The organism is Nostoc sp. PCC 7107 (genome assembly GCF_000316625.1).
GTDB lineage: Bacteria > Cyanobacteriota > Cyanobacteriia > Cyanobacteriales > Nostocaceae > Nostoc_B.
Genome location: NC_019676.1, coordinates 3843999 through 3869485, shown reverse-complemented (window position 1 = coordinate 3869485; position 25487 = coordinate 3843999). Strand labels below are relative to the sequence as shown.

The following is a 25487-nucleotide window of genomic DNA, read 5'->3' as shown; positions in this document are numbered from 1 at the left end:
TTATATGAATTACTTAGAAAAAAAGCAAATTTGCTTTTTTTCTACCATATTTGCCTGTTTGGTTGTAACATCACTCGTTAGGAAATGAAAAGACTATACTTCACAATTTCAGTAATTTGCCAACTTATTTCAATTTTTGTAAACAATACGAGTTCGACAGGTTACAAAAATCCACAGATGATTTATTAATGGTGTAACTTTGATTGGACTGAGGCAAAAGCCTCGCAAAATAAAGCTTGAAGATTGCTCGTTGCGATCGCAATTACTAAATTCCGGTGTCACGACACCAGTCTTGTCTAGGAGTGCGATTCAGCTTGATAATTTACCTTCCAACTTTTTCAGCATGACTCAAAACGTCGAAAACTTAACCTTGTTCAAACCTCAAGCCTTACCAAAACCGCAATCAGACCCTTGGGAATTACACCAACTAGGTGCGATCGCACGTCGGCGTTTAGTAGTTTTCATTGCCGTCAGTGGAGTCATAATTGCAGGTGTTATTTGTAAACAATGGTTGCAAAAACCGATTTACAAACAGCAATTTCAGTTGATGCTCGACTCCGCAACCTCTGATAGTGACAGTAACCCCTTAGCCGACAGTCCAAGAAGGTCAGCAGTTGTACCATTACAGTTTCGAGATTTCAAAACAGAAATCGAGGTACTAGCAAGTTATAAAGTCATTTCTCCCTTACTACCGACAATTCAAAGCCGCTACCCAGACATCGACTACCGCCAACTTGTCAAGCAGTTAAAAATTAAACATAAGGAAAATACCGCAATTGTAGAAGTTAGTTACCAAGATACCGACCCAGAGAAAATTGAGTTTGTTCTAGATAAACTAGCAGAAGGTTACACCGCCTATTATCTAGAGAAACTTCAAACTAGTAGTAAACAAGCGCTAAAACTCGTAGAAGCTCTATCGCCGCAACAACGACAAAGAGTAGATCAACTGCAAGTCCAATTACAAAGGTTTCGTCGTCAGAACAATTTAGTTGATCCTGAAAAGCAAAGCCAAGTATTGACTGAACGCCTGAGTAACATTATTCAACAACGACAAGAAACCCAAGCTCTATTGGGCGAAACTCAATCAACTATCAAAGATTTACAACAACAACTAGGTATAGATTTTAAACAAGCAGTAGCTTTGTCTGTTCTAGGTGAAGACCCCAATTACTTAGCCTTGTTAGAGAAATTACAAAGAGTAGATGCTAAAATTGCATCTGAGTCAGTCAAATTAAGTGACGAGCATCCAAGTCTGATTGCTTTGCGAGAAGAAAGACAACATCTGTTATCACTGATTCAACAACAAGTTATTAATCTATTAGGTATACAATTATTCAAAGAAATACAACAGTTGCCTGGTGTAGCTTCACCAAGTAAAATTCGGACAGAAATAATAGAAAAATTGATTGCAGCTAGTAATCAGTTTCAAGCATTACTAGCTAGGCAAAAAGCACTGGCGATCGCCGAAAATCAAGCTCGCAGAAATTTACAACAATTTGCTGGAATTGCCCGTCAATATGCAGATTTAAGCCGTGATTTAGAAATCGCTAACCAAAGCTTAAACCGCTTTTTGGTAGCTAAAGAAAATCTTCAGATAGAGACAGCCCGAAAAGTTCCACCTTGGCAAGTTATTTCCAGAATTGAAGCCCCAAATAAGCCGATATCACCAAATCCAGTTCGGGATTTATTACTTGGTGGTTTTGCTGGTTTACTGGCTGGTATCGGAACTGCGATCGCTGTTGAAAAATTTGACAATAAATATCACTCACCTGAAGAAATACAAGATAATACAGGACTGACTCTTTTAGGCACAATTCCTTTTCAAAAAGAATTAAAAGCCGCCACTAACCAACTAACTCATTACGGAAATTACACCCTTTCTCACTACTGGGAAGCTTATATTTCACTACAAACAAATCTAGATTTTCTTGACCCCGACAAACCACTAAAATCTTTGGTAATCAGTTCTGCCCTCCCTGGTGAAGGAAAATCAACCATTGCTGTGTATTTAGCTCAAGTGGCTGCTTCAATGGGTAAACGAGTTTTGTTGATAGATGCTGATTTACGTCGTCCTACCATTCACACTCGCGTTCATAGTTTAACTAATGTTTGGGGTTTATCTAACTTAATTTCTGGTAGTTTTCCAATAGAAAATATAATTCAAATTTCGCCAGAAAATGAAAACTTACATATCCTCACAGCAGGTAAAACACCTCCCAATCCTGCCCAGTTGTTATCTTCTAGCAAAATGAGGGATTTACTTGTACAATTTCAAAAATCCTATGATTTAGTAATTGTAGATACTCCACCTTTACACGGATTTGCTGATGCTAAATTTTTGGCTAGTCAAACAAATGGTCTAATCATGGTTATCGGATTAGACAAAACTGAAAAAACTGCTGCCAAGCAAGTTTTAAATGACTTACAAATATCTCATATTCCTTTATTAGGTATGGTTGCCAATGGCATTAAAGGATATCAACAAAACTATACTGAATACTATAACCACTACTATAGTCAAGGCACAAAAGATAAGTTTTTACCTTTAAAAGCATCGCGTTAGTAAAGTGAGCAATCCTAAATCATTCGTGAAAAAGAAGATCTCTGACTTCTCAAAAAAGCCGGGGATCTGGACACTGCGAATTCCGTAAATTAATCAGGAAGTAAAGAAAATGTTAAACATTAAATTTAAGAAACCTATCACATCAGTCTTTGCTCTCAACTTATCCATTCCTGAGAACGTCCTCGCGCAGGAACTCAACAGTGAAATGGTTCTATTAAACCTCGACAATGAAACTTACTACACTTTAAACAACGCTGCTTGTCGGATATGGCAGCTAATCACAGAATTGGGGGATGTAGAAAGTGTGATTTCGCCATTGCTAAAAGTATATGCGATTGATGAAGCTACAATCCGCCAAGATGTAGCCCTGTTAATTGATGAACTCATAAAAGAAGGATTGCTGCAAAAAGTAAGCTGACTCTGCGTTTCTCTGCGTTTAAAAAGCACAAGATATAAATTTACTTACTAAATTCAAAAATCCATGAGTGGCATTATTAGTCTTTTAAATACCCATAACGAACCCGTCAATAAATCCCTACTGTACCGAATGACCGACTACATGGGCTTTCGTGGCCCTGATGCTCAAAACGTTTGGCATAAAGGTAAATTAGGATTCGGTCATACCCTGTTACGCACAACCTTTGAACAAGAACATGAGAGACAACCATTTACCCTAGATGACCAAGTGTGGATAGTGGCTGATGCAAGGTTAGATGGTCGAAAAGACTTGCTGACAACTTTATGGGCAGCAGGTCGAGATATTGCTGATAATGCACCAGATGTGGAATTAGTTTTACACGCCTATTTAGTTTGGGATACAGGTTGTGTAGACCACTTGATGGGAGATTTTGTCTTCATTATTTGGGATGAAAGACAGCAACGCCTCTTTTGTGGACGTGACCAGTTTGGTATCTTACCGTTTTACTACGCGCAGGTTAACAATACTTTAATTTGCAGCAATACCCTGAATTGCATTCGCTTACATCCCCAGGTATCCACAAAGTTAAATCAGCAAGCGGTCGGGGATTTCTTGGTACAGGGGATGAATATGGAATGGTCTACAACCGTTTTTCATGATATTCATCGCCTTCCCCCAGCCCATACTTTAACTTGGCAAGCAGGGAAATTAAATATCCAAAAGTATTGGCAATTACCCCACACTCTACCCTTAATTTTTTATAAACATCCCCAAGAATATGTAGAGCATTTTTCGGAACTATTTGAGCAAGCTGTTAGTGATAGGTTGCGGACAAAAAGCATTGCTACCCATCTTAGTGGGGGGATGGATTCTACTAGTATTGCGGCAACGGCAAACAAGGTACTGTTAGAAAGAGGAACACCCTTTGATTTTCAGGCGTTTACGATGAGAGACCGCCTGATGATGCCGGAGGAAGATTCTTATGCCAGCATGGTAGCTCATTATATCGGTATTCCTTTAAATGAGATGAACTGCGAAGGTTATTTCTGCCATGTTCCCCCAGAAAACCCCGAAACACCATTACCCCAACCGAATGGTATTCCCGCCCGCAATGCTGGTAATGATTTTACTAAACGCTGTGCAGACCACGCACGGGTAGTATTAACCGGATTTGGTGGCGACCCTGGTTTGCGGTTTGGCGAGTTTTATTGGTTGGAGTGGTGGAAACATGGTTTGCGTCGAGAGTCGTTGCAGGTGTTTTTGCACTATTTACATACCCATCGTTCTCGTAAATTTTATCTACGTCAAGGTTGGGCTTACTGGCGCAAAATTAACAAAGAGAAATTAGAACTTCCGACTTGGTTTAACTCTGATAAAGTTAAGCAACTAAATTTACAAGAACGATACCAGAAAATGAGTGCCGAATCGATAGATTATATCTCTCGCTATGGCATGGCTAATTCTCCATTTTGGTCAAACATATTTGAACAATTTGACCCTGGTGTAACCGGGATAGCAGTTAAACATTACTATCCTTTTTTCGATTTGCGCTTGGTCAACTTTCTTGTGTCAATTCCCCCTGTACCTTGGTTAATTAATAAAAATATCTTGCGGGAGGCAATGAAGGGTAAATTACCAGAAGCTATCCGCACTCGGAAAAAAATTGTCTTTGATGCGCCTGACCAGTATACCAAGGGAATGCAGGAAATGGTTGGTTTGTGGATTGGCGATTTATTAAAGAATACGCCAGGTTTGGAAGAATATGTAGATACAGCCGAGTTAAATCGGTTTTTACAGTCCGAGGAAATTGATACGGGAAAATTCATGGAGGTAGAGAAAGCTTTGGCGGTTGCTTATTGGTTGCGTAGTTCTCAAGTTGTGTCATCGAATAAAGTAAAACTTGAAGCTATGTCTTATTAAAGTTAGTATAAGTACCAAGCGTTTTTTAAAGCCTATATATAAAAGACCTTCATATAGGATGAGCATTCTTGCCCATCCCGTATGAAGATTTTGGATATCTATTTATTTGGAAGTCCCAAAAATAAAAAAAGTGAGACCTTTGTGTTTGTTGAAGAATCAGAACTTAAGCAAAAGATACCGACAGGCTCTCAATAACAGTGGTTTCGGGAGCGTCTTTCAGTGGTATACTGATAAGAGTACCTTTGAACGCCACAATCGATTGCCCAGTAAGTGCCTTAAAGCTAAAAGGTATTTTTTGTGACGCATCTGCCATGCTTCCGTAAGGACCATAGGTCTTCCCATTCTTGGTGGTCAGCATCAGTTGAAGCACACAATTCCATCCGAACCACGTCCCTGTATAGCCAGAAACCTCGATAATGTTGTCGCCCTCGTCCAGCTTGATGGTAGGTGCTGCAATACCCGAATAACCACCATGCTGAGGCAACTTCAAATCACCGTTAATAGTCTGAATGGCGTTTACAACATTTCCATAGCGAACTATCATCTCCGTGATTGGTGGTACTGCCTGGGGATTACCTTTAGCGTCACGTCTCATGTTAGTGTCTTCAAAAACGCCACCACCGATTTCGGTTGCCATTGTACCTTTGGTGAATTGCCAAATTTGTTTAGTTATTGTATACCGAGGTACATTTATTGCATGATCCGTATCATCATTATCTATACGCCATAAATATAAACCAGCTGTGCCTGTGTCAACGCACTTATTAATATAATCTGAGACACCTCCTCCTGAAGGGTAAAAGGCATTCGGGTCATCATTTTCACTTGCTATTCCAATGTAGATTTTGTTTTTGTCAATTCCAAAGTCAATGAACTCATCAACAAGCCATAATCGCTGGTATGATTGCACATTAACTATGTCTACATACTGGTTTACAACAGAAGGCTTAAGAGATGTTGTCTTGTCAGCTGAAATAGAAAGATATGCCTCACTACCAATCTGTGTTTTTACTTGAGTAAATAGATAAGAGGCTAGGTTTATATCGAAGGGTACTTGTTCCCAATCAAAATCTATGCCGACAAGTCCATACTGCTTCAAAAATGGCGGAATAGACTTTGCGAATGCCTCAATTTTGGCTTCAGTGTCAAGTGGGGCAAGAGTACTCGCCCAATTAACTTGTGCAAACACTATTAGGCTTGGATTTTGCTTTTTAGCTTCGGCAATAATCTCCCTAACATTCTGTTCGTATTCAGATTTGAAGTAGATTTGTGGAGGGTTAGAATTAGGTTTAAGATCTGCAAATGCGACGTAGAGGTAGTCCATATATTTAAATGGTCGTTGACCACCCTTTATGCTATTCATTAGGTTGTTATAATTCCCATCTCCGACAAAAACCGTCTGTATTGTCTTGTACATTTTGATAGCCTCTTTAAGTTCACGATTGAATCAAATTTTTAGCGAAACAAAATCCAGTTACTACCTTATAGTTAAGATATAGCTCTAGGAATTCCAACAAAAGGAGTATCGAACTTGGTGCCTGGTGTAGGAACTGACAAAGTAGTATCATTGACTTTGCCGTGCTTGCGTAATTTAGGCTTTTCATAAGGGAGACGATTATCTTCCTTCTCAGGTTGATTCTCTTCATGAGATTCACTCATATTTTTTGGTAATTCTGCCATAGTTAATTTCTCCATTTGATAAAATAATTCCGTCGTAAATGATTTCGTGATAAGTAAAGTGCGATTGGCGTATTCGTCTTTTTACGCCATCGCTCTCCACTTCTTCAAAATGTTTAAGGAATAATCGCAACGTTCGCTACTGAGCCAAAAATACCTGTCTTTTCATTTGCTGTGTGGCAGTGGAAAAAGTTAAGTGGCGGTTGCGTCAGATAACGAGCGGAGACTTGGAAAGTTTCTATATCGGTGGATGGCGGTGTGGGCGTGGCTTGAGCAGTCCGCATATCGAGGATATACGACCGTTGGGTCGATAAAACATACTCAATGCCGCGCCTCACAGCAATTCCAACATCTTGGGGACTTTTCACAATCTCACCTTCTTGACCACCGAATGCTTTTGCAAGCGCAACAAAGTCGAGTTGGGGTTTCTCAATTCGCAGATATTCGGGGTCGTTAGTCTTTGGCTTCCAGCCATAGCCCTCGGACGAGCCATACGCATCAATAACCTGCTGTAGCCCAAGTTGGAGTGTATGATATTCTTGATTGTTGGTAATAATATAGAGTACGCCGAGTTGTCGATGTGCCGCAGTCCACCAAGTTTGGGGATAAAACAGTGATGAGCCATCGCCGATAACATTAACAACTAAGCGCGTCTCAATACCCTGCCAGCCTTGGCTTTCGAGTTTAATTCCCAGTGAACCAGGCATTGACCAACCCAGTGAGCCGCCAGCTACACAGTAATAGCTAATGGGTGCCGAACTTTGGGTATCGAGTGGGAGAAGATACTGAAATGGCGCAGGATCGGAAACAGCTTCATGCACATAGACAAATTTCTTCTCCAGTTTTTGCTCCTGAATTGCCTCTCGAAGCGCCTGAGCAATGACGACAGCCCAGATTTCATCTTGTAACAATGCTTGTTCCAGATATTGCTGCCAGTGTTTACGTCGCTCTGTGTCGAGGCACAGCAGTTTTTTGTTCCTACTTGTTGCCTCGGCGGGTCGATTTTGACGAACTAGGTTGTTGATGAGAGGGAGTGTTGCTTTGATATCACCAAAAATTGCTGCCTCCCCATAATAGTTTTTGCCAATATCCCAAGTGTTGTTTGTGAGATAAATCTGCTTAACGGTGGAAGGAATCAGAGGCCCATCAGAATGTTTGAAAACTGTAACTTGAGCTTGAACTCCAAAACCACAGAGAAATGCGACATCATGCTCTTTAAACACTTCCTGTACCCCCGCTTGGCTACCAGGGAGTTCTCCTTGCCAGTGGAAGTCATCGTTCGGGAAGTTCGCCATGCTGCTGAACGTTTGGAGCAGAACTGGAGCGCCTAGCAGGTCGGCAAGTTCTTGCAGTTCTGACCACGCATTTGAGTAGCCAACCGCATCACCAGCGATGATAATTGGGTTTTTCGCTTGTGCAAGCATGGATGCCGCTTGCTCAATTGCCAATGGATCACCAGTGAAATGGGGCGAAATTTGCGTGATACCTTGGATACGGTCGTCGGCTTTGATACTACGCATCATGAACTCCCAAGGGACAGCGACAAACACTGGCCCATTTGGTGGTGCCATTGCCTCTTTAAAAGCACGCTGTAGAACAAGGGGAATTTCTTCCGGTGTCCGTATCTCATGCGCCCATTTCGTGTACTGCCGCGCCAAATCGACAAGGTTTGAAGCGAGGAGCGGCTCTTGTGTCACTAGCTCATTTTGCTGCTGACAACAAAGGATGACCAATGGGACATGCGATCGCCATGCGTTAAAGAGATTACCGATACTATGAGCAATACCAGGTGTGACATGAACAAGCAACACCCCTGGTTTGCCAGTCATACGTGCAGAACCCATTGCTGCACCAATAGCAATGTTCTCGTGTAAACATTCAATGTATTGGACTTCATTTTCTGGATAGGATGTACCATCAATGATCGGAATCTCGTTCGTACCTGGAACACCGAAGATATAGTGAATGCCAAGTGAGCGTAGAACATCAAAAACGTAGTCGCGAGTCCAACGCTGTTGCTTTTGTGTCATCTTATTTGTCGTGTTATGTATTTAATAGCTAGAAATGCAGTTATTGAAAATCTTTTATAATGGTTTCACGTTAAACTCAGGTAGCGCTAATACCATATTTGCAGTTTCTAAGGCACCTTCCACCCATCCTTGCCAATTGGAATAAGCATCTCCACAAATATAAAGTGGTACGTTTAAATCTGGCTTAATAATCTCCTTCATGACCTTCTGACTTTCAACTCCAATATTCCAGAAGTTCCAACCACCACCAAACGGATCTTCAGCCCAGTTCTTAAAACAAACACTGTTTGGCTCAATGCTGTCTTTACAAACTCCATGAATTTCAGCTAATTGCCGCGTCATTTCAGCTTTCATTTGTTCCTGCTTTGGTTCGTAATCACTCCATTCGGGTGTCTTGTCCTTCCATTTCAAATCATTTGTTCTTAAACCCATCGATTTAAAATTTACGCCTTCCCAATCGCGGTAGCCACTCCAGAAATCAGGGTTGTTCCCATCGTCATAACTAGCCATAAGCATTGCAGGTCCATCCTCAATTGGTTTTCCCTGACTATTAGCCCAATAATAAGTTTGACGAATGGGCAGATCGGTAACACTCCGTCCTAAGCTCAAATTTAACTTTTGCCACCACGGTGTCGAATAAGTAGAAAATATCTTGAAAGCTGGCTGCGGTGTTACACTCTTAATAAGCTTGCTAGTTTCATCCTTGCTCAAATATTTATTTCCGCATGAGATAAGTTCCAGCGAACGTCGGGGCATAGCAAGGATTAATGCTTTAGCTTTGACAGTATCGCCATTGGCAAATTTGAGCGTAAAAACATTACCGTCCCAGTCGAAATTAGCTAATTTTTGGTCGCAGACAATGTTACCACCAGCATTGGTAAACAACTTAGCCATGTTCACTACAACTTGTCGATAACCTTGGGCAAAACCACGGTAAGTTGCTTTAGGACTGAAATCTGCCAGAAACCAAGCAATAGCATCCGCAGCATTCCAATTACTTAGAGTTGTGGAATACCCGCCAGCATCCTGCTCAAATTTATAAGCTTCATAACTTATAACTTGCGTTAAGATATCCCAAAATCCTTGCTGATGAAGAGGGAGATTTTGAGAACCATAGGTCGCGGTTTGAACCTTTGTGCGAACTTCCTCTGAAGAGCATTTATCAATTTCTGGGTCGTTGAGAATTATCTTGATAGCCTCTAGGATAATTTCGCCGAGTGATTTACCCTTTTCTGTTTCAGGCAATTTGTAAGGAATGTTATCAGGCGGGTTTTTTATATCTGACCAACGGAATGACGTTCCTCGTGTAAAAACAATATTATCAGATGCAGGTGAGTCGTTCACCGGGAAATCGTACAAATCGATGTGAGTAATGTCCGAGTCTGAATTATTTGCTAGGAAATTTAATTTGGAGATGAGTGTGTTAATTAAGGGTTGAATACATTCAGGTAGAATACGCATCCCTCCTAATTCAGCCACCATATTATCGATACCTGGTGGCTTAACAGAAAGAAGGCGACCTCCAATATGCTTATCAGCTTCATAAAGCGTAACCGATTTTTTGCCCCCATCGGTTAGCAGCCTCCAAGCAGAATATACTCCTGATATTCCGCCTCCTACAACTGCCACATCTAGAATGTTGTTGTCTGTCATATTTATACTCCTTTATCCTTGATTTATACAGCCACTGAGGCGAGCATCCTCCTCGCCTACTGATATCTTCGAGAGCGCTATTTTGGGATTTGTATAGAAAAATCAACGAAGATAGTAAATTTCAACCTCTATTTCAATCACCCAAGTTATTAATTTTGATTCTTTAAAAATTTTTCTACACTTAAAATCTTGGTGATTTTAAGCGTAATCAGTTGCATTTGTCTAAATTGATTTTGGCGATTGGGGTAAGTGTCAAAAAAGGAATAAACTTATTCCCCTCCAATTGATTAGCTTAAGCTATCAACTTGCTTGATGCTTCAGTATATCTACTGAACCTAAGTAAATATATATTGATTATGTAAGAGTATATTTGCTTATTTGTTAAAAATTGAAATGAATCAATAAGTCAAAATTTACCAAACAGAAGATAATTGTATACAATCAGTTACATTTAAGATCGCAAAAAGCACTTGATGTTAGAAACAACAAAGCTAAATCGCTAAATTTAGTACATCCGAATTAAACTCAGGAAATATATACATGTACCTATGTACTGAGGCAGTATACTACCAGGTCTATGGTCTAACCTTACGCGCAAACCGACCGCTACCAATCTTAATTCCCACCTCAACCACTACAACGATAGATGTAGAGATTAATTTAGTAGAAGGTGAATTATCCCCACATTCTCATGAAGAAAAAATAGAACAAAAACAGCATCGCTCTGATTGGTACACACAACAAAAAGCCGATGGTATTTACTATTGTCTATCTCTTTGTGGTATTGAGGAAAAATTAGATGTAGAAATTGCTCCCAATGGTAAACAAATCTGGATTAACTGGGTAAATTTACCCCTGGCTGAAGTAACCGCGATTCTCATTGGTTGCATTATTGGGACTGCTTTACGGTTACAAGGAAAAATCTGTCTCCACAGCAGCGTTATTAAAGTAGATGATTGCGCGATCGCAATTATAGGTGCAAAAGGAGCAGGTAAGTCAACTACCGCCGCAGCCTTAGCAAAACAAGGCTATCCGATTTTAGCTGATGACATTGCCGTTCTTGCTGACTGTGACAATAGTTTCCTGGTTCAACCTGGTTATCCTCGTCTGCGGTTGTGGAAATCAGCGGTAAATGAACTTTACGGTTCAGAAGCAGAGTTATCGCGGGTATTTAGCCAAACTGATAAGCATTTTGTGGAGTTAAATCAAAATCATCTATCAGCGTGGCGTTTCCATCCTCAACCCTTACCTCTAGCTGCGATTTATGTTTTGGGAGAGCGTCAGCAGTCGTTAACTGCACCCAGCATAGAAGCAATTATTCCTCAAATTGGTTTAATGCACCTAATTACTCACAGATATCCTCAATCATTGCAGTTAGAGCGAGATATGCGATCGCGTGAATTTGCTTTATTAGCACGTTTGGCAAATATAGTACCAATACGACAACTTTATCGAGAGGATAGTTTACCTGGGTTATCTAACGTGTGTGATGTGATTTTGTCGGATGTAGTGGGATTGCAGAGATGATTGATTCTAGGATATGGCTAATTTTTAGGCTTGGCTGGAAGCACTTAAAGCTTAAAATTGAGCAGGTGCAATTTTCAAGTAAAAATTTTCATGCGTCGAGATTCAATTTTTTATAAACTATTTCAACAATCCCCAACTTTACTGTTTGAGCTATTGACAAATCCACCAGAAAATGCAGATAAATACAGGTTTGATTCGGTAGCTGTTAAAGAACCAAAATTTGAGATTGATGGGGTATTTTTACCACCAGAAAGCGAAAATCCTGGGGTTGTTTATTTCTGTGAGGTACAGTTTCAAAAGGATGAAAGACTCTATGAAAGGGTATTTGCAGAATCTTGGTTATATTTCTATCGTAACCGAGACAGATTTAGTGATTTGCAGGTAGTAATAATTTACCCATCCCGTAATCTTGAACAAAGTGATATTCGTCCTTATCTGAGTCAACTTAACAGCCCACAGGTAAATCGCATATATTTGGATGAATTGGGTGATATTCGTGAGTTACCTGTGTGGGTAGCACTGATGGTATTAACTACCCTTGAGGATGAGCAAGCAACACAGGAAGCAAGGTATTTGTTGGCGAGGAATCGCAAACAAGAAACTCAAGTCGGAAATCGCGCCATAATAGAGTTAATCACAACGATAATGGTGTACAAGTTTGATGATAAAAGTCAACGGGAGGTCGAGGAAATGTTAGGAATTACACTTAAGGAAACAAGGGTTTATCGGGAAATTAAGGAAGAGGGAATAAAGGAAGGAGAAGAACGAGGACGAGAACAGGGACGAGAAGTTGAGGCTTTCTCGCTCATTCTCCGTCAACTAAATCGACGGGTGGGGGAATTACCACAGGATATTCGTCAACAGGTTGAAATTTTATCTTTGGAACAGTTAGAAAATCTTAGTGAAGCATTGCTTGATTTTACCAGTATGGCTGATTTACAAGTTTGGTTAAATCGGGAAAATATCTAGTTTATATTTTGCGTAGGTTGAGTGGAAGCGCATCGCACTATTTGCTATCTAGTAAAAAATCAGCGATGTATGCAAACTGCTAACCCCACAAATGCGAACTGACAAGTCAGCGCTTCGCTATCGCACGAAGTGATTGTCAAGGGCATCGCAATTAATATTACCCCATTACCGCGATCGCTTGATAATCAAGACAGCGAGGACGGGAACCACTGCTAATCCCATAAGCGCGATCGCACCACTACCTAATTTAAAACGAGCGTGATACATGGAAACTCCTAATCCCACAAGCGCGATCGCACTTTAGACAATTGTTTGAGCAGTTAATTATACTATTGAAATCGCACTAGAGATTAAAATTAGGAAAGGATGAGCTACCGAAGTAACACACCCTGAAAAATTAAACTAAGGTAATCCTATTGTCCCGATTATGGGGTGATCCAAGACCCATTTTTATACAATCGAGTAGCGGAATTATCTTGAGTTAAATCGATTTCTACTGATTTAGATCTCGAGTTGCTAAACATAGTACTGGTTTCAATATTCTGCTCGAACCATACTAGTACTTTCTCAACGGGTGTCAGGAGTGTATCTCCAATAACTACTGGGTTTTGAGCTACATAGATTGGTGTGCTTACTTCTTTCCCAGTAATAGTGTTAAACGACATTTGATTAACCCCTGGATGGATATTTCCAAACTCGTTTTTTAAAGTGAATCCTGTGGGTTCTCCCCCGGTTGATGGTGGTTGGAGCAATCCTGCTTTACTCAGAATACTTTGCTCTCCGAGACCAATTTTTATGGTGTTGGTTGATACTTTTACTTCGATATTACTTTGGAAGATATTGCTACCGAAAAGTTGGTACTGGGGAGTCCATAAAAAACTATTGTTGCTAAGATATGCCGTAAAAGACTGCCAGACAACATTGTAATCATTATCCCCAACTTTCTTGGCAAAGCAAAGTTTATAATCCGAGCCTTTTAGAGTATTGAGATCATCTGGAGCAATTTGAATGTCTACTGTTTTTTTTGATGCTGTTAAGGCTGTTTGTAAAGTTAAAGTACTTTCCATGTAGGATTGGGTTGTGGTAAGTGACATAATTTTCTCCTTTTGAGATTTTATTTGTTGTCTACACTTTTAAGACGATTTCAGTCGTCAATTTCTGAATTTTTCGAGTTAGAACCTTATTTCCTAACTACCTGATGCACGCTATAGCAAAGCAAAACTTAAATCACTTTGTGCTATGAAGGGATTATCAAAAACTCCGTTGAACGGCACAGTGAGAGTAGTAGTATCATTTACTTTGCCATGCTTGCGTAATTTTGGCGCTTCGTAAGGAAGTCGATTATCTTCATTTTCAGATTGATTCTCTTCTTGAGATTCACTATTATCTTTGGTTTCTTCTGCCATAATTAATTCCTCCGTTTTTGAGCTTATACACTTTAAAGACGATTCCAAAGTGTAATTTCTGAATTTTTTGAGTTAGGTGCTTTTTTTCAAATAAATGCACCAGTTGAATTAATAAGAAAGGGCGATTAGCGTAGTAGCACTGTTACCAAAGCTAATCGCACTATCATAGTCAAATTGAACTAAGGGCGATCCCGCTTCTTCGTCTTAAGCTTAAGGAGAAAGCGATCGCATTTATTTCTCAAACTAAACAATTCTTCACTCCCTCTTCTCTTTCTCTGTTTCTACCAACACTTCGCTGCATTATTACCGTTGTTATAAATCACTGTGGACGCACCCGTATCCACTTTTTTCGGATATTCTCCCACATTAATTTGTTGTATTACCTGGTCTGGTTTCCCCTGAACTCTTACCACAAACCAAAGGCTTGTAGTTTCTTTCTCTTCACTTGCTGCACATGTTAAGTTTATATTTGGATTAATTCCAACCTCGGCATGTGCGTTAATAGTAATTGGTACTGCCAGTGCTGAAGTGGTGTAGGATACCATAAACACCATAGTTATGATTAATGTGATTAGCTTGAGCATAAGTTTTTTTAACATGATCCTCAGTCTCCTTTTTATTCCTTCTAGTTTTTGACAGTTACTACTAAAACCGCCTCTTTTGTCAATTTGCAATTTTGTGGCAAGACGAAATCGGATTGATTTTTCCCTTTCGTATCTCCACCTTTAAGACGATTTCAGTCGTCAATTTCTGAATTTTTCGAGTTAGAACCTTATTTCCTAACTACCTGATGCACGCTATAGCAAAGCAAAACTAAAATCACTTACTGGTGCGAAGGGATTATCAAAAATTGCGTTGAACGGCACAGTGGTAGTAGTAAGTAGGTGGGCGCTAAAAAATACCACTAGATTAAGAAATGTAAATCGCTTAAAAGCTTATATTTAAAGCCTTTCTGCCGCTTTACATAAGTTTACACAGTTCGGTTTAATTGTGCCTACTTACTTATCATTTACTTTGCCATGCTTGCCTAACAAGGGCGCTTCATAAGGAAGTCGATTATCCTCTTAATTGTTCTCTATCGGATACTCCTCAACAACTAGATTTCCATTATTATTTTCTACACGATATAGTATATTTTGTTGCGGGTTATCAACCTGAATATTTGGTCGATTGGGAGTGCGAAATAAAAGAAATGGCATATTTACATTGAATGTCTCTGGATTTTCTGGAACAAGTTGAAAATTTTGATTCATGTCGATCTGTACACTTACATCGAACTGTCCCATTTCTATATCTTTCTGAACAAACATAAGTTTTCCCCAACTATTCTTGCGTCAAGTTGTAATTTAGTGGTTAGACGAGATTAGATTTCTTTTTCTTTTTCGCCTTTCTACTTTTAAGACGATTACCATCGCCAATTCCTGAATTTTTTGAGCGACTTTTTTTTCTAACTCCTGAATGCACTGTATTATCAGGCAAAGTTGATGCAACTGATAAATTTGTATTATTTTCATCCTCGCCTAAAAAATACCCTTTCAATTCCTCACGCAAAATCTTCCGTCCTTGGGAGATGCGCTTGCAGACGTTATCGTAAGAAATATCTTGCTGTTGGGCTATCTCTGGATAAGATAGTTCTCCATAAAAGTGGAGAATAAACGTCTCACGTAGCCGATGCGGTAAATTATGAACGGCACGAAGAATTACAGTCCTTTCTTCACTACTATCCATTGCACTTTCTGGTGTATCCTCACAAAAAATCAGTCCTAGCTCCTCACCAGAGGTATATACTTCTATATCTTCAACTTGATTTTCACCCCGACTACGTTCTCGATGAATATCAATACAGAGATTATGAGTCAGTTTTGTCAGCCAAGCCTTAAAATTAGAAATTTTCCCGGCATACTTTTGCTCCTTTTCCCAAGCCTTGAGCATTGCCCGACTGAGCGCGTCTTCAGCATCAGTTGGGTTTCCACCCATCCACTTGAGACAGCAAGAATGAAGATAATGTCGATACTTCTGCCATAGCCACCAAAAACTAGCGCAAACATGCAATTCTGAGTTTGCAATTATTTGATTACTCATCATAACTTATTCAGGGAGATGAACTATACGTGTCAATCTATGTAGTTAAGCTTGCCTGTGCAGATTGCGACTGAGAGAACAAAAATCGTTATTATCACCCTATCTTAATGACTTTTTAAGTGTTATCTAGCTCATCATTGAGCTTATGTATTTAGACTACATACATCAACTTGCTTGATGAAACCGTATTTTTACGGAAACAAGTGAAAATACAGAAATATTTACGTAATTTTAGAGGATGTCATATCATGTCCGGTAAATTACTTGTCATTACGTAGCTTGCTTCCCGCAGGGTACGTAGCGATAGCGAAGTGAAGTAATCGCAGAATCTAGGCGATTGCTTCGTTCCACTCGCAATGACATATCGTAAGTGATTAAGCGGACTTCATATCATAGGGTTGAAAGGTTTGTATTTGGTGGCTTGTTGACATTGTAAGAGTAGTAGTCAAGTACGACAAATTGCTTTGCCAATTCTTTCGCCAAAAATTGGCAAAGCAAACGACAGCTATCATCACCTTAGATCAATAATTGTTGCCTCAGTGATATTACGTAAATTTTCAGGGAATTTACGCAAAACATCTAGTTGAATTTTCAATAAATCTTTATACAATAGCCGTAATATTCGCCTGTGAGTAATGCCTTCTCACAAGCTCAACTTTTGTGTAATTGTTTGTAACAAATTATATCAAAATGAATAAACTAATAAAAAATTATGTTTCCTTATCACAATTAAAGCTAAATATAATTACCAACTACATCAGCAAACTCTGGACTAATCTTCTCAGCTTTTTATTAGTCCCAATTTACTTATATTATTTAGGGATAGAAGCTTACGGTTTAATCGGAGCATTTTACACCATAACTTCTTTTATCAATTTACTTGATTTAGGTTTAGGTACAACCCTCAATCGAGAAGTAGCTTTACGCAACTCCACTATAGAGTCAAAAACTACTATTCCTAATTTATTAAAAACCGCAGAAATTATTTATTGGTGCATGAGTGTGGCTTTAATTATACTCCTGGTGCTACTAACTCCAATAATTTCTACTCAATGGTTAAAAGCAGATAAACTTAATTCTGAAACTATACATTGGGCTGTTGTCATTTTAGGATTCACAATAGCTATTCGTTGGGCTATTACTCCTTATAAAAGCACTTTGATTGGTCTAGAAAAACAGGTGAGTTTAAATATTTTTGAATGTTTAATTATAACTTTGCGAGATTTAGGAGGAATAGCAATTTTATTATGGGTATCACGTACAATTGTATTTTTTCTCTTTTGGCAAGGGCTAATAGCAGTTATTGAAGTTTTTCTATTTGTAATTTTAGCTTGGCAGAACTTACCTATAAAAAATATTCAAGCTCGTTTCGAGATAAAGATTATCCAGCAAATTTGGCAATTTGCGATGACAGTCAATTGGACAACCTTAGTTTCGTTACTATTGACTCAGTTAGATAAAATATTATTGTCAAAATTTGTAAGTTTAGAGAAATTTGGCTATTATGCGATCGCCTACACTTTAGCCAGCAGTATAATTACGATTTTTCAACCATTCATGGTGGCGATTTCACCACATTTAACTATCCTTATAGCTCAAGGTAAAATAGATAAACTTAAATATGCTTTTCATAAAAGCAGCTTGTTTATAACTATTTTAATTACACCCATAGCAACGGTATTTATATTCTTTGCTCCCACTGTTCTAGAAATTTGGACTCATTCACCAGAAGTTATAACACAAGCATCTGAGCCGTTGCGATTATTATCATTTGGAATACTGATGGGTAGTATGATTCAAGTCCAATATCTCTTACAACTAGCAATTGGTAAACCACAAATCTATGCTTTATTTGGTACTTTTAGTGTATTATTTGCAACGCCAATGTTTTTTTTACTTTTGCCGCGTTTCGAGTTAATAGGTGCAGCCATAATTTGGGCTATCTTAAATACCGTATACTATCTTTTATTTTCTCGAATTACCCATTTTTATATTTTACCTAATGAATATTTGCGTTGGCTATTTCAAGACACACTCATCCCTATGATCATCTGTTTTACAGTTAGTTTTATAAATTTTCAATTACAATCTTATTTTCCTGAAATACAGATAATTAGTATAGGCATAGTAACGGTAATAAACTATGGTTTATTATTTCTATGGTATAAATATCAAATAAAAAGTATGTTGATAAGTAGCCAAAATAGAAAATTGAAAATATAGAAGTACAAAATTAAATTATCCATTCATGCTGCTAAACAATTACTCTCATATATGTATAGATGCTACTTGTATTGTTTTAAATGGTAAAGGTGCAACAGTTTATGCTATATCTTTATTACAAGCATTACAAAAGTTAAACCCTATCGCTCGTTTTACTATATTAATACGTCAAGAAGCTGTTAGCTTGCTTAAAATTACCAGTCTTAACTGGAGAATATATACATTACAGTTAAACTCAGTGCATCTCTGGCATTTTTTCACTCTACCTAACTTATTAAAAGAACTTAAACCAGATTTATTACATATATTAGGAGAAACTGCACTCCCTTATTTACCTGTGCAATATATTCTGGCCATTCATGAATTACCTCATCTTTATCGTCAGCAGACTAAAAATTTTTGCAATCAATCTTGGTATGAGTTTTTAAGTCAATGTTTGACTGAAATAGTATTACCAAATACTTGCCGTCGGGCAGTTCATTTACTCGCAGTTTCTCAAAGTACAGCAACTGCTTTAATCAAAGAGTTTCAAGTTAGTCCTGAAAAAGTCAGTGTTACTTACGCAGCCGCAGATCATAGATTCTTCCAAGCAGCCACACAATCTTCATCAAATTGGTGTAAATCTATACCACAACCATATATTTTGATTTATGCCACAGGCGATCGCCGTGAAGTTCCCGAACAAGTAGTGCAGGCTTTTGGTAGAATTACTGATCTAGTTCCTCACACTTTAGTTATTGCTGGGCGTTGTCCAGACTGGCAAAAATCTAATTTAATGCAAATAGCTACTGAACTAGGTTGTTTAGACAGACTTTACTTTACTGGGTTTGTCCCCAATGACGATGTACCTATTCTGTATCGTGACGCAGACATCTATCTAGAGATGTCCCTTTACGAAGGCTTCGGATTGCAAGTTTGCGAAGCAATGGCGACGGGAACGGTGGCGATAGCTTCTAATGTAGCTTCTTTACCAGAGGTTGTTAATGATGGAGGCTATTTAGTTCCTCTCAATGATACTGCGACGCTGGCTGATAAATTAGTTACACTGTTGACAAACTCTAGCCAAGCACACTACCGTTCCTGGTTAGCACAGCAACAAGCAGCTAAGTTTTCTTGGGACAAATGTGCAAGTGAAACTTGGGCTGTAATGGAGCAAGTGTTAAAAACTATACCTAAATATCAATAATTTTATTAACTAAATGAAATTATGGCATAGAATTAAATCTGTACTAAGAGCGCCTAAATATTTAATTAAAGAATGGTGGGCGCAACAGGAAGTAATGTATCACAATCCAGGAGTATACATTTCTTTTCCATCAGTATTTCAATTTGACGATATCAATGCGGTACTCATTGCACCTGATGTTTGCATTGGTGCTTTTTCTGAAATTGTAGTGTTAGCTAAGTCTGCTGACAGTAAAACTAGAGGTCAATTGATAATTCAAGAACGGGTGTTTATTGGTTCTCATGCTAATATTCGGGCTGCGGGGGGCGAAATTCTAATTGGGCGCGATACCAAAATTGCTCAACAAGTATCGCTCATAGCATCTAATCATGTAATCTCCACCAAGCAAACATCTGGTAATTTATCTTGGGACGAAACCAAAACGGGAATTATTATTGGCGAGAATGTTTGGATAGGTGCAGGTACTATTGTCCTTCCTGGTTGCTTCATTGGAAATAACTCAGTCATTGGTGCAGGGAGTGTTGTCACAAAAGCAGTTCCAGCAAATGAATTATGGGCAGGTATTCCAGCTAAAAAGATTCGCAATTTAAGTAATAGTGACGAACGCGAACAATCTTACCTAACTATGTGAAAAGCAGGAAATTTAAAATGCAAATAACCAGTAATCCTTATTTGTGGAATCAAGTGTGGAGTCAGTCAACCGAAAAAAATATGACTGAATTTTGGCAGTGGGTAAAACGTGAATCAAATAGTATTAGAGGAAAGAAAATTCAAAATTATATCCATACTTGTATAGGAGATATTGACAAACTCAAAACTATTGAAGTAGGTTCAGGATTAGGCATTTATAGTTTTATTTTTGCCACTTTAGGTGCAGATGTAACTTTATTAGATTACAGTGAACAAGCACTTGATTTAGCACAACAATGCTTTCGATCTAATAATTTAAAAGCAAAATTTTTGCTTCAAGATGCGCTGAATTTAAACCCTAATATACATGGTCAGTACAATGTTGCTATGTCTTTTGGTACAGTAGAACATTTTCTGTATCCCGAACGCTTAAAAATGATAGAATCTCATATTAATCTAGTGCGAGAAGGCGGGATTATCGCCATTAGCGTTCCAAATATAGCATTTTTACCGCATGAAATTTTAAAAGCTTATCTTCAGCACCAAAAAAAGTGGTATTTGGGTTATGAAGGGGCTTTTTCTCGTCATGAATTGTTCCAACTGGCTAACTCTCTTAAGTTAAGTAATTTAAAAGTTATTGGTTCAGCATTTTTAAGCGACTTCCAAAGATATATCCAAATCTACAGATCAACTAATTTTGCTCAAAAACTTTTCGGTTCATCTGTTGCTAAGTCACAAATTATAGAGCGTGCAAGTTTCTTAGATAACTTTTGTGGAGCAGACTTGGTTCTGCTAGGTACAAAAAAGACTGATGAATACTAAACCTAAAATTCTTTACCCCATTATTAATGGTCAGGTAACAGGTGGTAATATTGTTTGTCTTAATATTATAGATGAAGCTCTACGTCGAGGTTGGGATGTGTTAGTTAACTCACCAACTGAGGGGTCTTTTTGTGAGATGCTGCGGCAAAGAGGTGTCAGTATTTATCATCTAAATACTAGTCGCTCTTTTCATTGGGATGCAGCTATAAATATGGCTAAGTTAGCTAGAAAGCAGGAAGTTGATTTAATTCACGTTCATGCTCCCTTTGCTGGCTCTATTTTGGCTTGTATTGCTGGTAAGTTAGCTGGTATACCAGTAATTATCCACGCACACTTGCGAGATCCTCTTAGTAACAATGGTTTTGTCAGAAGTTACCAAAAAGCTCTTAACTGGTTGACTAGTCGTTTTTGCTGCGCTGCTATTATTGCTGTTTCTGAACAAGTCAAGCAAGAATTAATTGCTGAAGGCTTTGATGAGCGTAAATTTCACGTAGTTTATAACGGTACGCCTTTACATACTGAATTAAAAATTACACCAGAAATTGCTCGTCAGAATTTAAATATTCCCTGCCATGTCCCAGTAGTTGTTCATGTCGGTAGACTTTGTAAGAGCAAAGGTCAACATATTTTACTTCAAGCTGCTGGGAGTTTGCGCGATCGCACTCAAAAAATAATTTACCTAATTATAGGTGAAGATTTAGAACAAAATGGAGCATATCGTCAATATTTAGAAGATATGGCGTTTGATTTAAAAATTAATGATTTCGTCTGGTTTTTAGGTCAGCGTTTTGATATTCCGCAACTTTTAGCAGCTGCGGATTTACTTGTTTTACCTTCGGATGCAGAGGGTTTACCTTTAGTTATTTTAGAAGCTATGGCAGCAGGTAAACCTGTCGTTGCTACAAATGTAGGAGGAGTTCAAGAAATTGTTAGTCATCAAGAAACAGGCTTATTAGTACCTGTAGGCAATGTTCAACTTTTGTCAGAGGCTATTGATAGCTTAATACAAAATCCTGAATCTGCTTGCACAATGGGATGCAAAGGATTAGAACTAGTGCAATCAAAGTTTTCTTTAGAGAAGATGCAGCAAGAAATCTTTCGCATATATGAAATGATATGAAAAAGCTGAAAGTAATTATCCTAACAGAGATTATTTCACCTTACCGTATCCCTCCGTTTAATTGTCTGGCTCAAGACGCAGATATTGAATTAGAAGTATTTTTTCTAGCGGAAACAGAGAGCCGCAGAAGTTGGCAGGTATCCAAACAAGAAATTCAGTTTACTTACCGAGTGCTGTGGGGTTTACAAGTAGGCAAAGCTTACCAAAGTGCGCCTACTTTTTTAAACCCAGGAGTAATTTATCAGCTGCGGCAGCAAAAACCAGATGTAATTATTTGTGGAGGATGGCATCATTACACTTACTGGTTAGCTCTGGTGTATGCTCAACTAACCCGAACCCGTTTCTTGATTTGGTCGGAGAGTACGCTAAAAGATGAACGCTCTGACAGCAGATATAAAGAGGCTTTGAAACGTTGGATTGTAAGCAAAACTGATGGTTATATCGTACCAGGTAAGGCACAAAGAGATTACTTGCAACATCTAGGAGCAAACAAAAACTCGATTTGGATTGCTCCTAACGCTGTTGATCACAATTTCTTTGTATCGGAAACAGAACGTTACCGCCAAAACCAAGAACTATTGAAACACAAGCTTGGTATGCAAGGTCTGGTGATTCTTTGTGTAAGTAGATTAATTGATGAAAAAGGCATCCCAGAATTATTAGAGGCATTTGCCCAACTATCACAAGACAAGCCCGTGAACTTAGTGATTGCTGGTGATGGGCCACAAGCACAACAGTATTATCTATATTGTCAAGAAAATAGATTGAGTAATGTTGTTTTTACAGGTTTTCAACCGCAAAGCACTTTAGTCCAGTATTATGCGATCGCAGATATTTTTGTCTTTCCCACTCGCAGCGACACTTGGGGACTAGTACTTAACGAAGCGATGACTGCAAGTTTGCCGATTATTTGTTCTGCCACAGCCGGTGCGGTTGAAGACTTAGTAGAAGATCAAGCTAATGGATTTATCGTCCCAGTCAAAGATGCTGCTAGATTATCCCAAGCCTTGCAGTGTTTGATTGCAGACGAAGCTTTGAGAAAAAAGATGGGAGTGCGATCGCACCAAATTATTTCTAATTACACTCCAGAAAAGATGGCGCAAGGATTGAAGCAAGCTATCCAACAAGCCACGTCAACAAAGAAATTATATCTAACTCCATAATTGAACTATTGTAGTCTCAGTCGATAACTTAACTATGCAGTTATACATAGTTTACGTAAATATATGTATTTTATTTGTATAAAATTATATATTTATATTATGTATTAACTATGAACATTTTTAGAAATATGTATAATTATTACTAGTTCCGAATTTTTATTTTTACTGAGCTACAGTAGCTGATGTTCTCAATAAAAGAGCTTAATAGCCTTTACTCCGTTATTTAACTCAGTTGTATATAAATATGAACTTATTTTTTTTAAGTAAAACTGCTGAAAATTATAAAAAAATATTATTTACGTATTTATCCTTAAGTTATAAAATCCCATTAGCTATAGCACTTGTATTTAGTGTTATAAATCAAACAAACCCTGTAGAAGCTGCTGAAAGAGAAATATATTCCTCTGCACTTCCTAACTCAAAAATAGAGGTAGCGGAAGAAGGCATATCTTTTGATTTTGAAAACAGCCAGCAAGCGCAACCATTATTTTCTACGCTCAGTCAGCCAGATGACTTGCTCTCTCTAAAACAGCCATACAAACTTGTCATCAGTGATATTGCAACTACAGAAAATAGCTACTACAGACAGACTTTAAATTTAAAATCCCAGGTAGTTGCTCAACAAAACTTACATCTTCTCGATAAAGAAAACCAAACAAGTCTACCTATTGAAGAACCTGAGATTCTAAAACTAGATGAACAAAAACCTAACAGTTGTTCCTCTATTCCAGTATTGGGTTCGACTTCGGACTGTGGTATACCCTTACGCGAAGCATCTGCACTTCTACAAACACCTTTGCATAGTACTACACCACAAATCCCCAAGGTAGATCAAAAAAATTATCGAATCCACAAAATTATTGGTGCTTCACCAGAAGAACAGATAACATCTAATGAAGAAGTAGAAAAAGTGTTAGATGAACTACGTTCCATAGAAAAGACTAAAATTCAGCCACTTTTTTATTCTCCTAGTTTGAGTATTTATGTTCCCACTGGTTTCGGTAGCGATAAAAATACAGTTTTTGCTAGTGTTAGCTATCAACCAAGAGGACGGTTTTCTAATGATGATGACTTAGGAGCAGGTATAGGCGTTGGTTTAGGCGATGCGTGGAAATCAGTTGGTGTAGAATTATCTTACACCTTTGCTAGTTTTGGACGTAACAGAGACTTTGGTAGTGGCGGCTTTAACGCAAAGGTACATCGCCAATTTCCAGGAGATTGGAGTTTGGCTGTAGGTTGGAATGGCTTTATAAACGTTGGTGATGCTAATAGCTTTGAACAATCCGTTTATGGAGTTGCTACCAAAATTTTTCGGACACAAGATAATCTCAATTCACCTTTTAGTAGAGTAGCTCTAACAGTTGGAGTTGGCAGTGGGCAGTTCCGCACTGAAGATGCAGTTGCTAATGGCGATGATAATATCAATATATTTGGTAATATTGCTGTTCGTGTAGCTAAACCAGCAAGTTTTATTGTCGAATGGAGTGGGCAAGATTTAGGTATTGGAGTATCTGTAATTCCCTTCCATAATATCCCTTTTGTAATTACTCCTGCTTTACGTGATATAACAGGTGCAGGAGATGGAACGCGTTTCGTGTTAGGTACTGCTTTTTCATTCCAATTTTAGCTAAAAATGTAAAGTAGTATGGTTAGTAATTGCCTCTCTACCATTGAGAAATTTTCATAAGTAAAGCAAAAAAGATATTTCGTTGGAGGGAAATTTATATGCAGAAAAATAAATGCTTGGATTTATTGGCAGGGATATCTTGTCTAGCTTTAGTATTATTTATTTCACCCGTACAAGCTCAAGATAATCAGTCCGATATTACAGGAACCAATATTTTTACTAATCCCTTACCTAGTCTATTTACAGGTAATGAACTTAATGAAGAAACGCGAGGAGAGGCAAAAAAATTAGCCATAGAGTTAGCCGATATTTATCAACGTTGTCAGAGTCAACCTAGTGGAACAAACTGTGTAAATTTAAATGAATTACTAACCAATTCTAAAACATTTTTAAATAACCTTAATCAGCAAATTAAAAGAGTGCAAACTGATCAAGAAAATCGGTCTTGGTAAAATAATATGGGCAACAATT

Annotated in this window: 22 protein-coding genes and 1 pseudogene; 13 read left to right on the top strand and 10 right to left on the bottom strand. The window is 38.3% G+C overall.

The window, feature by feature from the left end; genetic code table 11:
• Positions 1-199: 199 nt before the first annotated feature.
• The 3 genes from NOS7107_RS16720 (at position 200) to NOS7107_RS16710 (ending at position 4901) form a co-directional block, all read left to right on the top strand.
• A complete protein-coding gene (locus NOS7107_RS16720; RefSeq protein ID WP_157374066.1) occupies positions 200-2563 on the top strand; it encodes a polysaccharide biosynthesis tyrosine autokinase in 2364 nt (787 codons plus the stop codon).
• A gap of 109 nt (positions 2564-2672) precedes the next feature.
• A complete protein-coding gene (locus tag NOS7107_RS16715) occupies positions 2673-2981 on the top strand; it encodes a PqqD family protein (RefSeq protein ID WP_015114133.1) in 309 nt (102 codons plus the stop codon).
• 63 nt (positions 2982-3044) lie between these two features.
• Positions 3045-4901 carry an asparagine synthetase B gene (locus NOS7107_RS16710; RefSeq protein ID WP_015114132.1) on the top strand — a complete coding sequence of 619 codons (1857 nt, stop codon included), beginning with the start codon at positions 3045-3047 and terminating at the stop codon, positions 4899-4901.
• A gap of 163 nt (positions 4902-5064) precedes the next feature.
• Here NOS7107_RS16710 and NOS7107_RS16705 read toward each other — a convergent pair whose 3' ends face one another.
• The 5 genes and pseudogenes from NOS7107_RS16705 to NOS7107_RS16690 form a co-directional block, all read right to left on the bottom strand.
• The gene (locus NOS7107_RS16705; protein WP_015114131.1) at positions 5065-6318 is read right to left on the bottom strand and encodes a glycosyl hydrolase family 18 protein; all 1254 of its coding nucleotides are present in this window, start codon (positions 6316-6318) and stop codon (positions 5065-5067) included.
• A gap of 71 nt (positions 6319-6389) precedes the next feature.
• Entirely contained in the window at positions 6390-6581 is a 192-nt protein-coding gene (locus NOS7107_RS16700) for a hypothetical protein (RefSeq protein WP_015114130.1), read from the bottom strand.
• Between the two features lie 113 nt (positions 6582-6694).
• Entirely contained in the window at positions 6695-8149 is a 1455-nt protein-coding gene (locus tag NOS7107_RS16695; protein ID WP_367580486.1) for a thiamine pyrophosphate-dependent enzyme, read from the bottom strand.
• Positions 8150-8281: 132 nt separating this feature from the next.
• Positions 8282-8608: pseudogene (locus tag NOS7107_RS29855) on the bottom strand (thiamine pyrophosphate-binding protein); the annotation flags it as partial.
• A 54-nt stretch (positions 8609-8662) separates the two neighbouring features.
• On the bottom strand, positions 8663-10261 hold the full coding sequence (locus NOS7107_RS16690) for an NAD(P)/FAD-dependent oxidoreductase (protein ID WP_015114128.1): 1599 nt from the start codon (positions 10259-10261) through the stop codon (positions 8663-8665).
• A 540-nt stretch (positions 10262-10801) separates the two neighbouring features.
• Here NOS7107_RS16690 and NOS7107_RS16685 point away from each other — a divergent pair.
• Both NOS7107_RS16685 and NOS7107_RS16680 read left to right on the top strand, forming a co-directional pair.
• Positions 10802-11788 carry a hypothetical protein gene (locus NOS7107_RS16685; protein WP_015114127.1) on the top strand — a complete coding sequence of 329 codons (987 nt, stop codon included), beginning with the start codon at positions 10802-10804 and terminating at the stop codon, positions 11786-11788.
• Positions 11789-11878: 90 nt separating this feature from the next.
• On the top strand, positions 11879-12757 hold the full coding sequence (locus NOS7107_RS16680; protein ID WP_015114126.1) for an Rpn family recombination-promoting nuclease/putative transposase: 879 nt from the start codon (positions 11879-11881) through the stop codon (positions 12755-12757).
• A 425-nt stretch (positions 12758-13182) separates the two neighbouring features.
• On the opposite strand, the gene NOS7107_RS16675 is transcribed toward NOS7107_RS16680, so the two are convergent.
• The 5 genes from NOS7107_RS16675 to NOS7107_RS16655 all read right to left on the bottom strand — a co-directional run bounded on the left by NOS7107_RS16675 (position 13183) and on the right by NOS7107_RS16655 (position 16248).
• The gene (locus tag NOS7107_RS16675) at positions 13183-13851 is read right to left on the bottom strand and encodes a hypothetical protein (protein ID WP_015114125.1); all 669 of its coding nucleotides are present in this window, start codon (positions 13849-13851) and stop codon (positions 13183-13185) included.
• Positions 13852-13962: 111 nt separating this feature from the next.
• On the bottom strand, positions 13963-14163 hold the full coding sequence (locus NOS7107_RS16670) for a hypothetical protein (RefSeq protein WP_015114124.1): 201 nt from the start codon (positions 14161-14163) through the stop codon (positions 13963-13965).
• Positions 14164-14444: 281 nt separating this feature from the next.
• Positions 14445-14762: a hypothetical protein gene (locus tag NOS7107_RS16665; protein WP_015114123.1), complete on the bottom strand. Its 318-nt coding sequence runs from the start codon at positions 14760-14762 to the stop codon at positions 14445-14447.
• Positions 14763-15227: 465 nt separating this feature from the next.
• Complete coding sequence (locus NOS7107_RS16660) at positions 15228-15416, bottom strand: hypothetical protein (RefSeq protein WP_157374062.1); 189 nt, start codon at positions 15414-15416, stop codon at positions 15228-15230.
• A gap of 100 nt (positions 15417-15516) precedes the next feature.
• The gene (locus NOS7107_RS16655; RefSeq protein WP_015114121.1) at positions 15517-16248 is read right to left on the bottom strand and encodes an RNA polymerase sigma factor; all 732 of its coding nucleotides are present in this window, start codon (positions 16246-16248) and stop codon (positions 15517-15519) included.
• A gap of 663 nt (positions 16249-16911) precedes the next feature.
• Here NOS7107_RS16655 and NOS7107_RS16650 point away from each other — a divergent pair.
• From NOS7107_RS16650 to NOS7107_RS16615, 8 genes are all read left to right on the top strand, one after another.
• Positions 16912-18468 carry a lipopolysaccharide biosynthesis protein gene (locus tag NOS7107_RS16650; RefSeq protein ID WP_157374059.1) on the top strand — a complete coding sequence of 519 codons (1557 nt, stop codon included), beginning with the start codon at positions 16912-16914 and terminating at the stop codon, positions 18466-18468.
• A gap of 25 nt (positions 18469-18493) precedes the next feature.
• On the top strand, positions 18494-19654 hold the full coding sequence (locus NOS7107_RS16645) for a glycosyltransferase family 1 protein (protein WP_015114119.1): 1161 nt from the start codon (positions 18494-18496) through the stop codon (positions 19652-19654).
• Between the two features lie 13 nt (positions 19655-19667).
• Entirely contained in the window at positions 19668-20285 is a 618-nt protein-coding gene (locus NOS7107_RS29710; protein ID WP_015114118.1) for a DapH/DapD/GlmU-related protein, read from the top strand.
• A 17-nt stretch (positions 20286-20302) separates the two neighbouring features.
• Positions 20303-21106: a bifunctional 2-polyprenyl-6-hydroxyphenol methylase/3-demethylubiquinol 3-O-methyltransferase UbiG gene (locus NOS7107_RS16635; protein WP_015114117.1), complete on the top strand. Its 804-nt coding sequence runs from the start codon at positions 20303-20305 to the stop codon at positions 21104-21106.
• Positions 21096-22226 (top strand): glycosyltransferase, encoded by a 1131-nt coding sequence (locus tag NOS7107_RS16630; protein WP_015114116.1) that lies wholly within the window; start codon positions 21096-21098, stop codon positions 22224-22226. The genes NOS7107_RS16635 and NOS7107_RS16630 overlap by 11 nt, the downstream gene beginning before the upstream one ends.
• On the top strand, positions 22223-23389 hold the full coding sequence (locus NOS7107_RS16625) for a glycosyltransferase family 4 protein (RefSeq protein ID WP_015114115.1): 1167 nt from the start codon (positions 22223-22225) through the stop codon (positions 23387-23389). The genes NOS7107_RS16630 and NOS7107_RS16625 overlap by 4 nt, the downstream gene beginning before the upstream one ends.
• 244 nt (positions 23390-23633) lie before the next feature.
• A complete protein-coding gene (locus NOS7107_RS27370) occupies positions 23634-25016 on the top strand; it encodes a hypothetical protein (protein WP_015114114.1) in 1383 nt (460 codons plus the stop codon).
• A 98-nt stretch (positions 25017-25114) separates the two neighbouring features.
• A complete protein-coding gene (locus tag NOS7107_RS16615) occupies positions 25115-25468 on the top strand; it encodes a hypothetical protein (protein WP_015114113.1) in 354 nt (117 codons plus the stop codon).
• Positions 25469-25487: the final 19 nt, after the last annotated feature.

What these genes read in the sequence shown, in the direction of transcription:
- NOS7107_RS16695 (WP_367580486.1), bottom strand. Translation starts at nt 8,149, where the DNA reads ATGGCACCACCAAATGGGCCAGTGTTTGTCGCTGTCCCTTGGGAGTTC.
- NOS7107_RS16635 (WP_015114117.1), top strand. Translation starts at nt 20,303, where the DNA reads ATGCAAATAACCAGTAATCCTTATTTGTGGAATCAAGTGTGGAGTCAG.
- NOS7107_RS16670 (WP_015114124.1), bottom strand. Translation starts at nt 14,163, where the DNA reads ATGGCAGAAGAAACCAAAGATAATAGTGAATCTCAAGAAGAGAATCAA.
- NOS7107_RS27370 (WP_015114114.1), top strand. Translation starts at nt 23,634, where the DNA reads ATGAACTTATTTTTTTTAAGTAAAACTGCTGAAAATTATAAAAAAATA.
- NOS7107_RS16685 (WP_015114127.1), top strand. Translation starts at nt 10,802, where the DNA reads ATGTACCTATGTACTGAGGCAGTATACTACCAGGTCTATGGTCTAACC.
- NOS7107_RS16680 (WP_015114126.1), top strand. Translation starts at nt 11,879, where the DNA reads ATGCGTCGAGATTCAATTTTTTATAAACTATTTCAACAATCCCCAACT.
- NOS7107_RS16710 (WP_015114132.1), top strand. Translation starts at nt 3,045, where the DNA reads ATGAGTGGCATTATTAGTCTTTTAAATACCCATAACGAACCCGTCAAT.
- NOS7107_RS16625 (WP_015114115.1), top strand. Translation starts at nt 22,223, where the DNA reads ATGAAAAAGCTGAAAGTAATTATCCTAACAGAGATTATTTCACCTTAC.
- NOS7107_RS16615 (WP_015114113.1), top strand. Translation starts at nt 25,115, where the DNA reads ATGCAGAAAAATAAATGCTTGGATTTATTGGCAGGGATATCTTGTCTA.
- NOS7107_RS16645 (WP_015114119.1), top strand. Translation starts at nt 18,494, where the DNA reads ATGCTGCTAAACAATTACTCTCATATATGTATAGATGCTACTTGTATT.
- NOS7107_RS16655 (WP_015114121.1), bottom strand. Translation starts at nt 16,248, where the DNA reads ATGATGAGTAATCAAATAATTGCAAACTCAGAATTGCATGTTTGCGCT.
- NOS7107_RS16700 (WP_015114130.1), bottom strand. Translation starts at nt 6,581, where the DNA reads ATGGCAGAATTACCAAAAAATATGAGTGAATCTCATGAAGAGAATCAA.
- NOS7107_RS16705 (WP_015114131.1), bottom strand. Translation starts at nt 6,318, where the DNA reads ATGTACAAGACAATACAGACGGTTTTTGTCGGAGATGGGAATTATAAC.
- NOS7107_RS16665 (WP_015114123.1), bottom strand. Translation starts at nt 14,762, where the DNA reads ATGTTAAAAAAACTTATGCTCAAGCTAATCACATTAATCATAACTATG.
- NOS7107_RS16630 (WP_015114116.1), top strand. Translation starts at nt 21,096, where the DNA reads ATGAATACTAAACCTAAAATTCTTTACCCCATTATTAATGGTCAGGTA.
- NOS7107_RS29710 (WP_015114118.1), top strand. Translation starts at nt 19,668, where the DNA reads ATGAAATTATGGCATAGAATTAAATCTGTACTAAGAGCGCCTAAATAT.
- NOS7107_RS16690 (WP_015114128.1), bottom strand. Translation starts at nt 10,261, where the DNA reads ATGACAGACAACAACATTCTAGATGTGGCAGTTGTAGGAGGCGGAATA.
- NOS7107_RS16660 (WP_157374062.1), bottom strand. Translation starts at nt 15,416, where the DNA reads ATGAATCAAAATTTTCAACTTGTTCCAGAAAATCCAGAGACATTCAAT.
- NOS7107_RS16715 (WP_015114133.1), top strand. Translation starts at nt 2,673, where the DNA reads ATGTTAAACATTAAATTTAAGAAACCTATCACATCAGTCTTTGCTCTC.
- NOS7107_RS16675 (WP_015114125.1), bottom strand. Translation starts at nt 13,851, where the DNA reads ATGTCACTTACCACAACCCAATCCTACATGGAAAGTACTTTAACTTTA.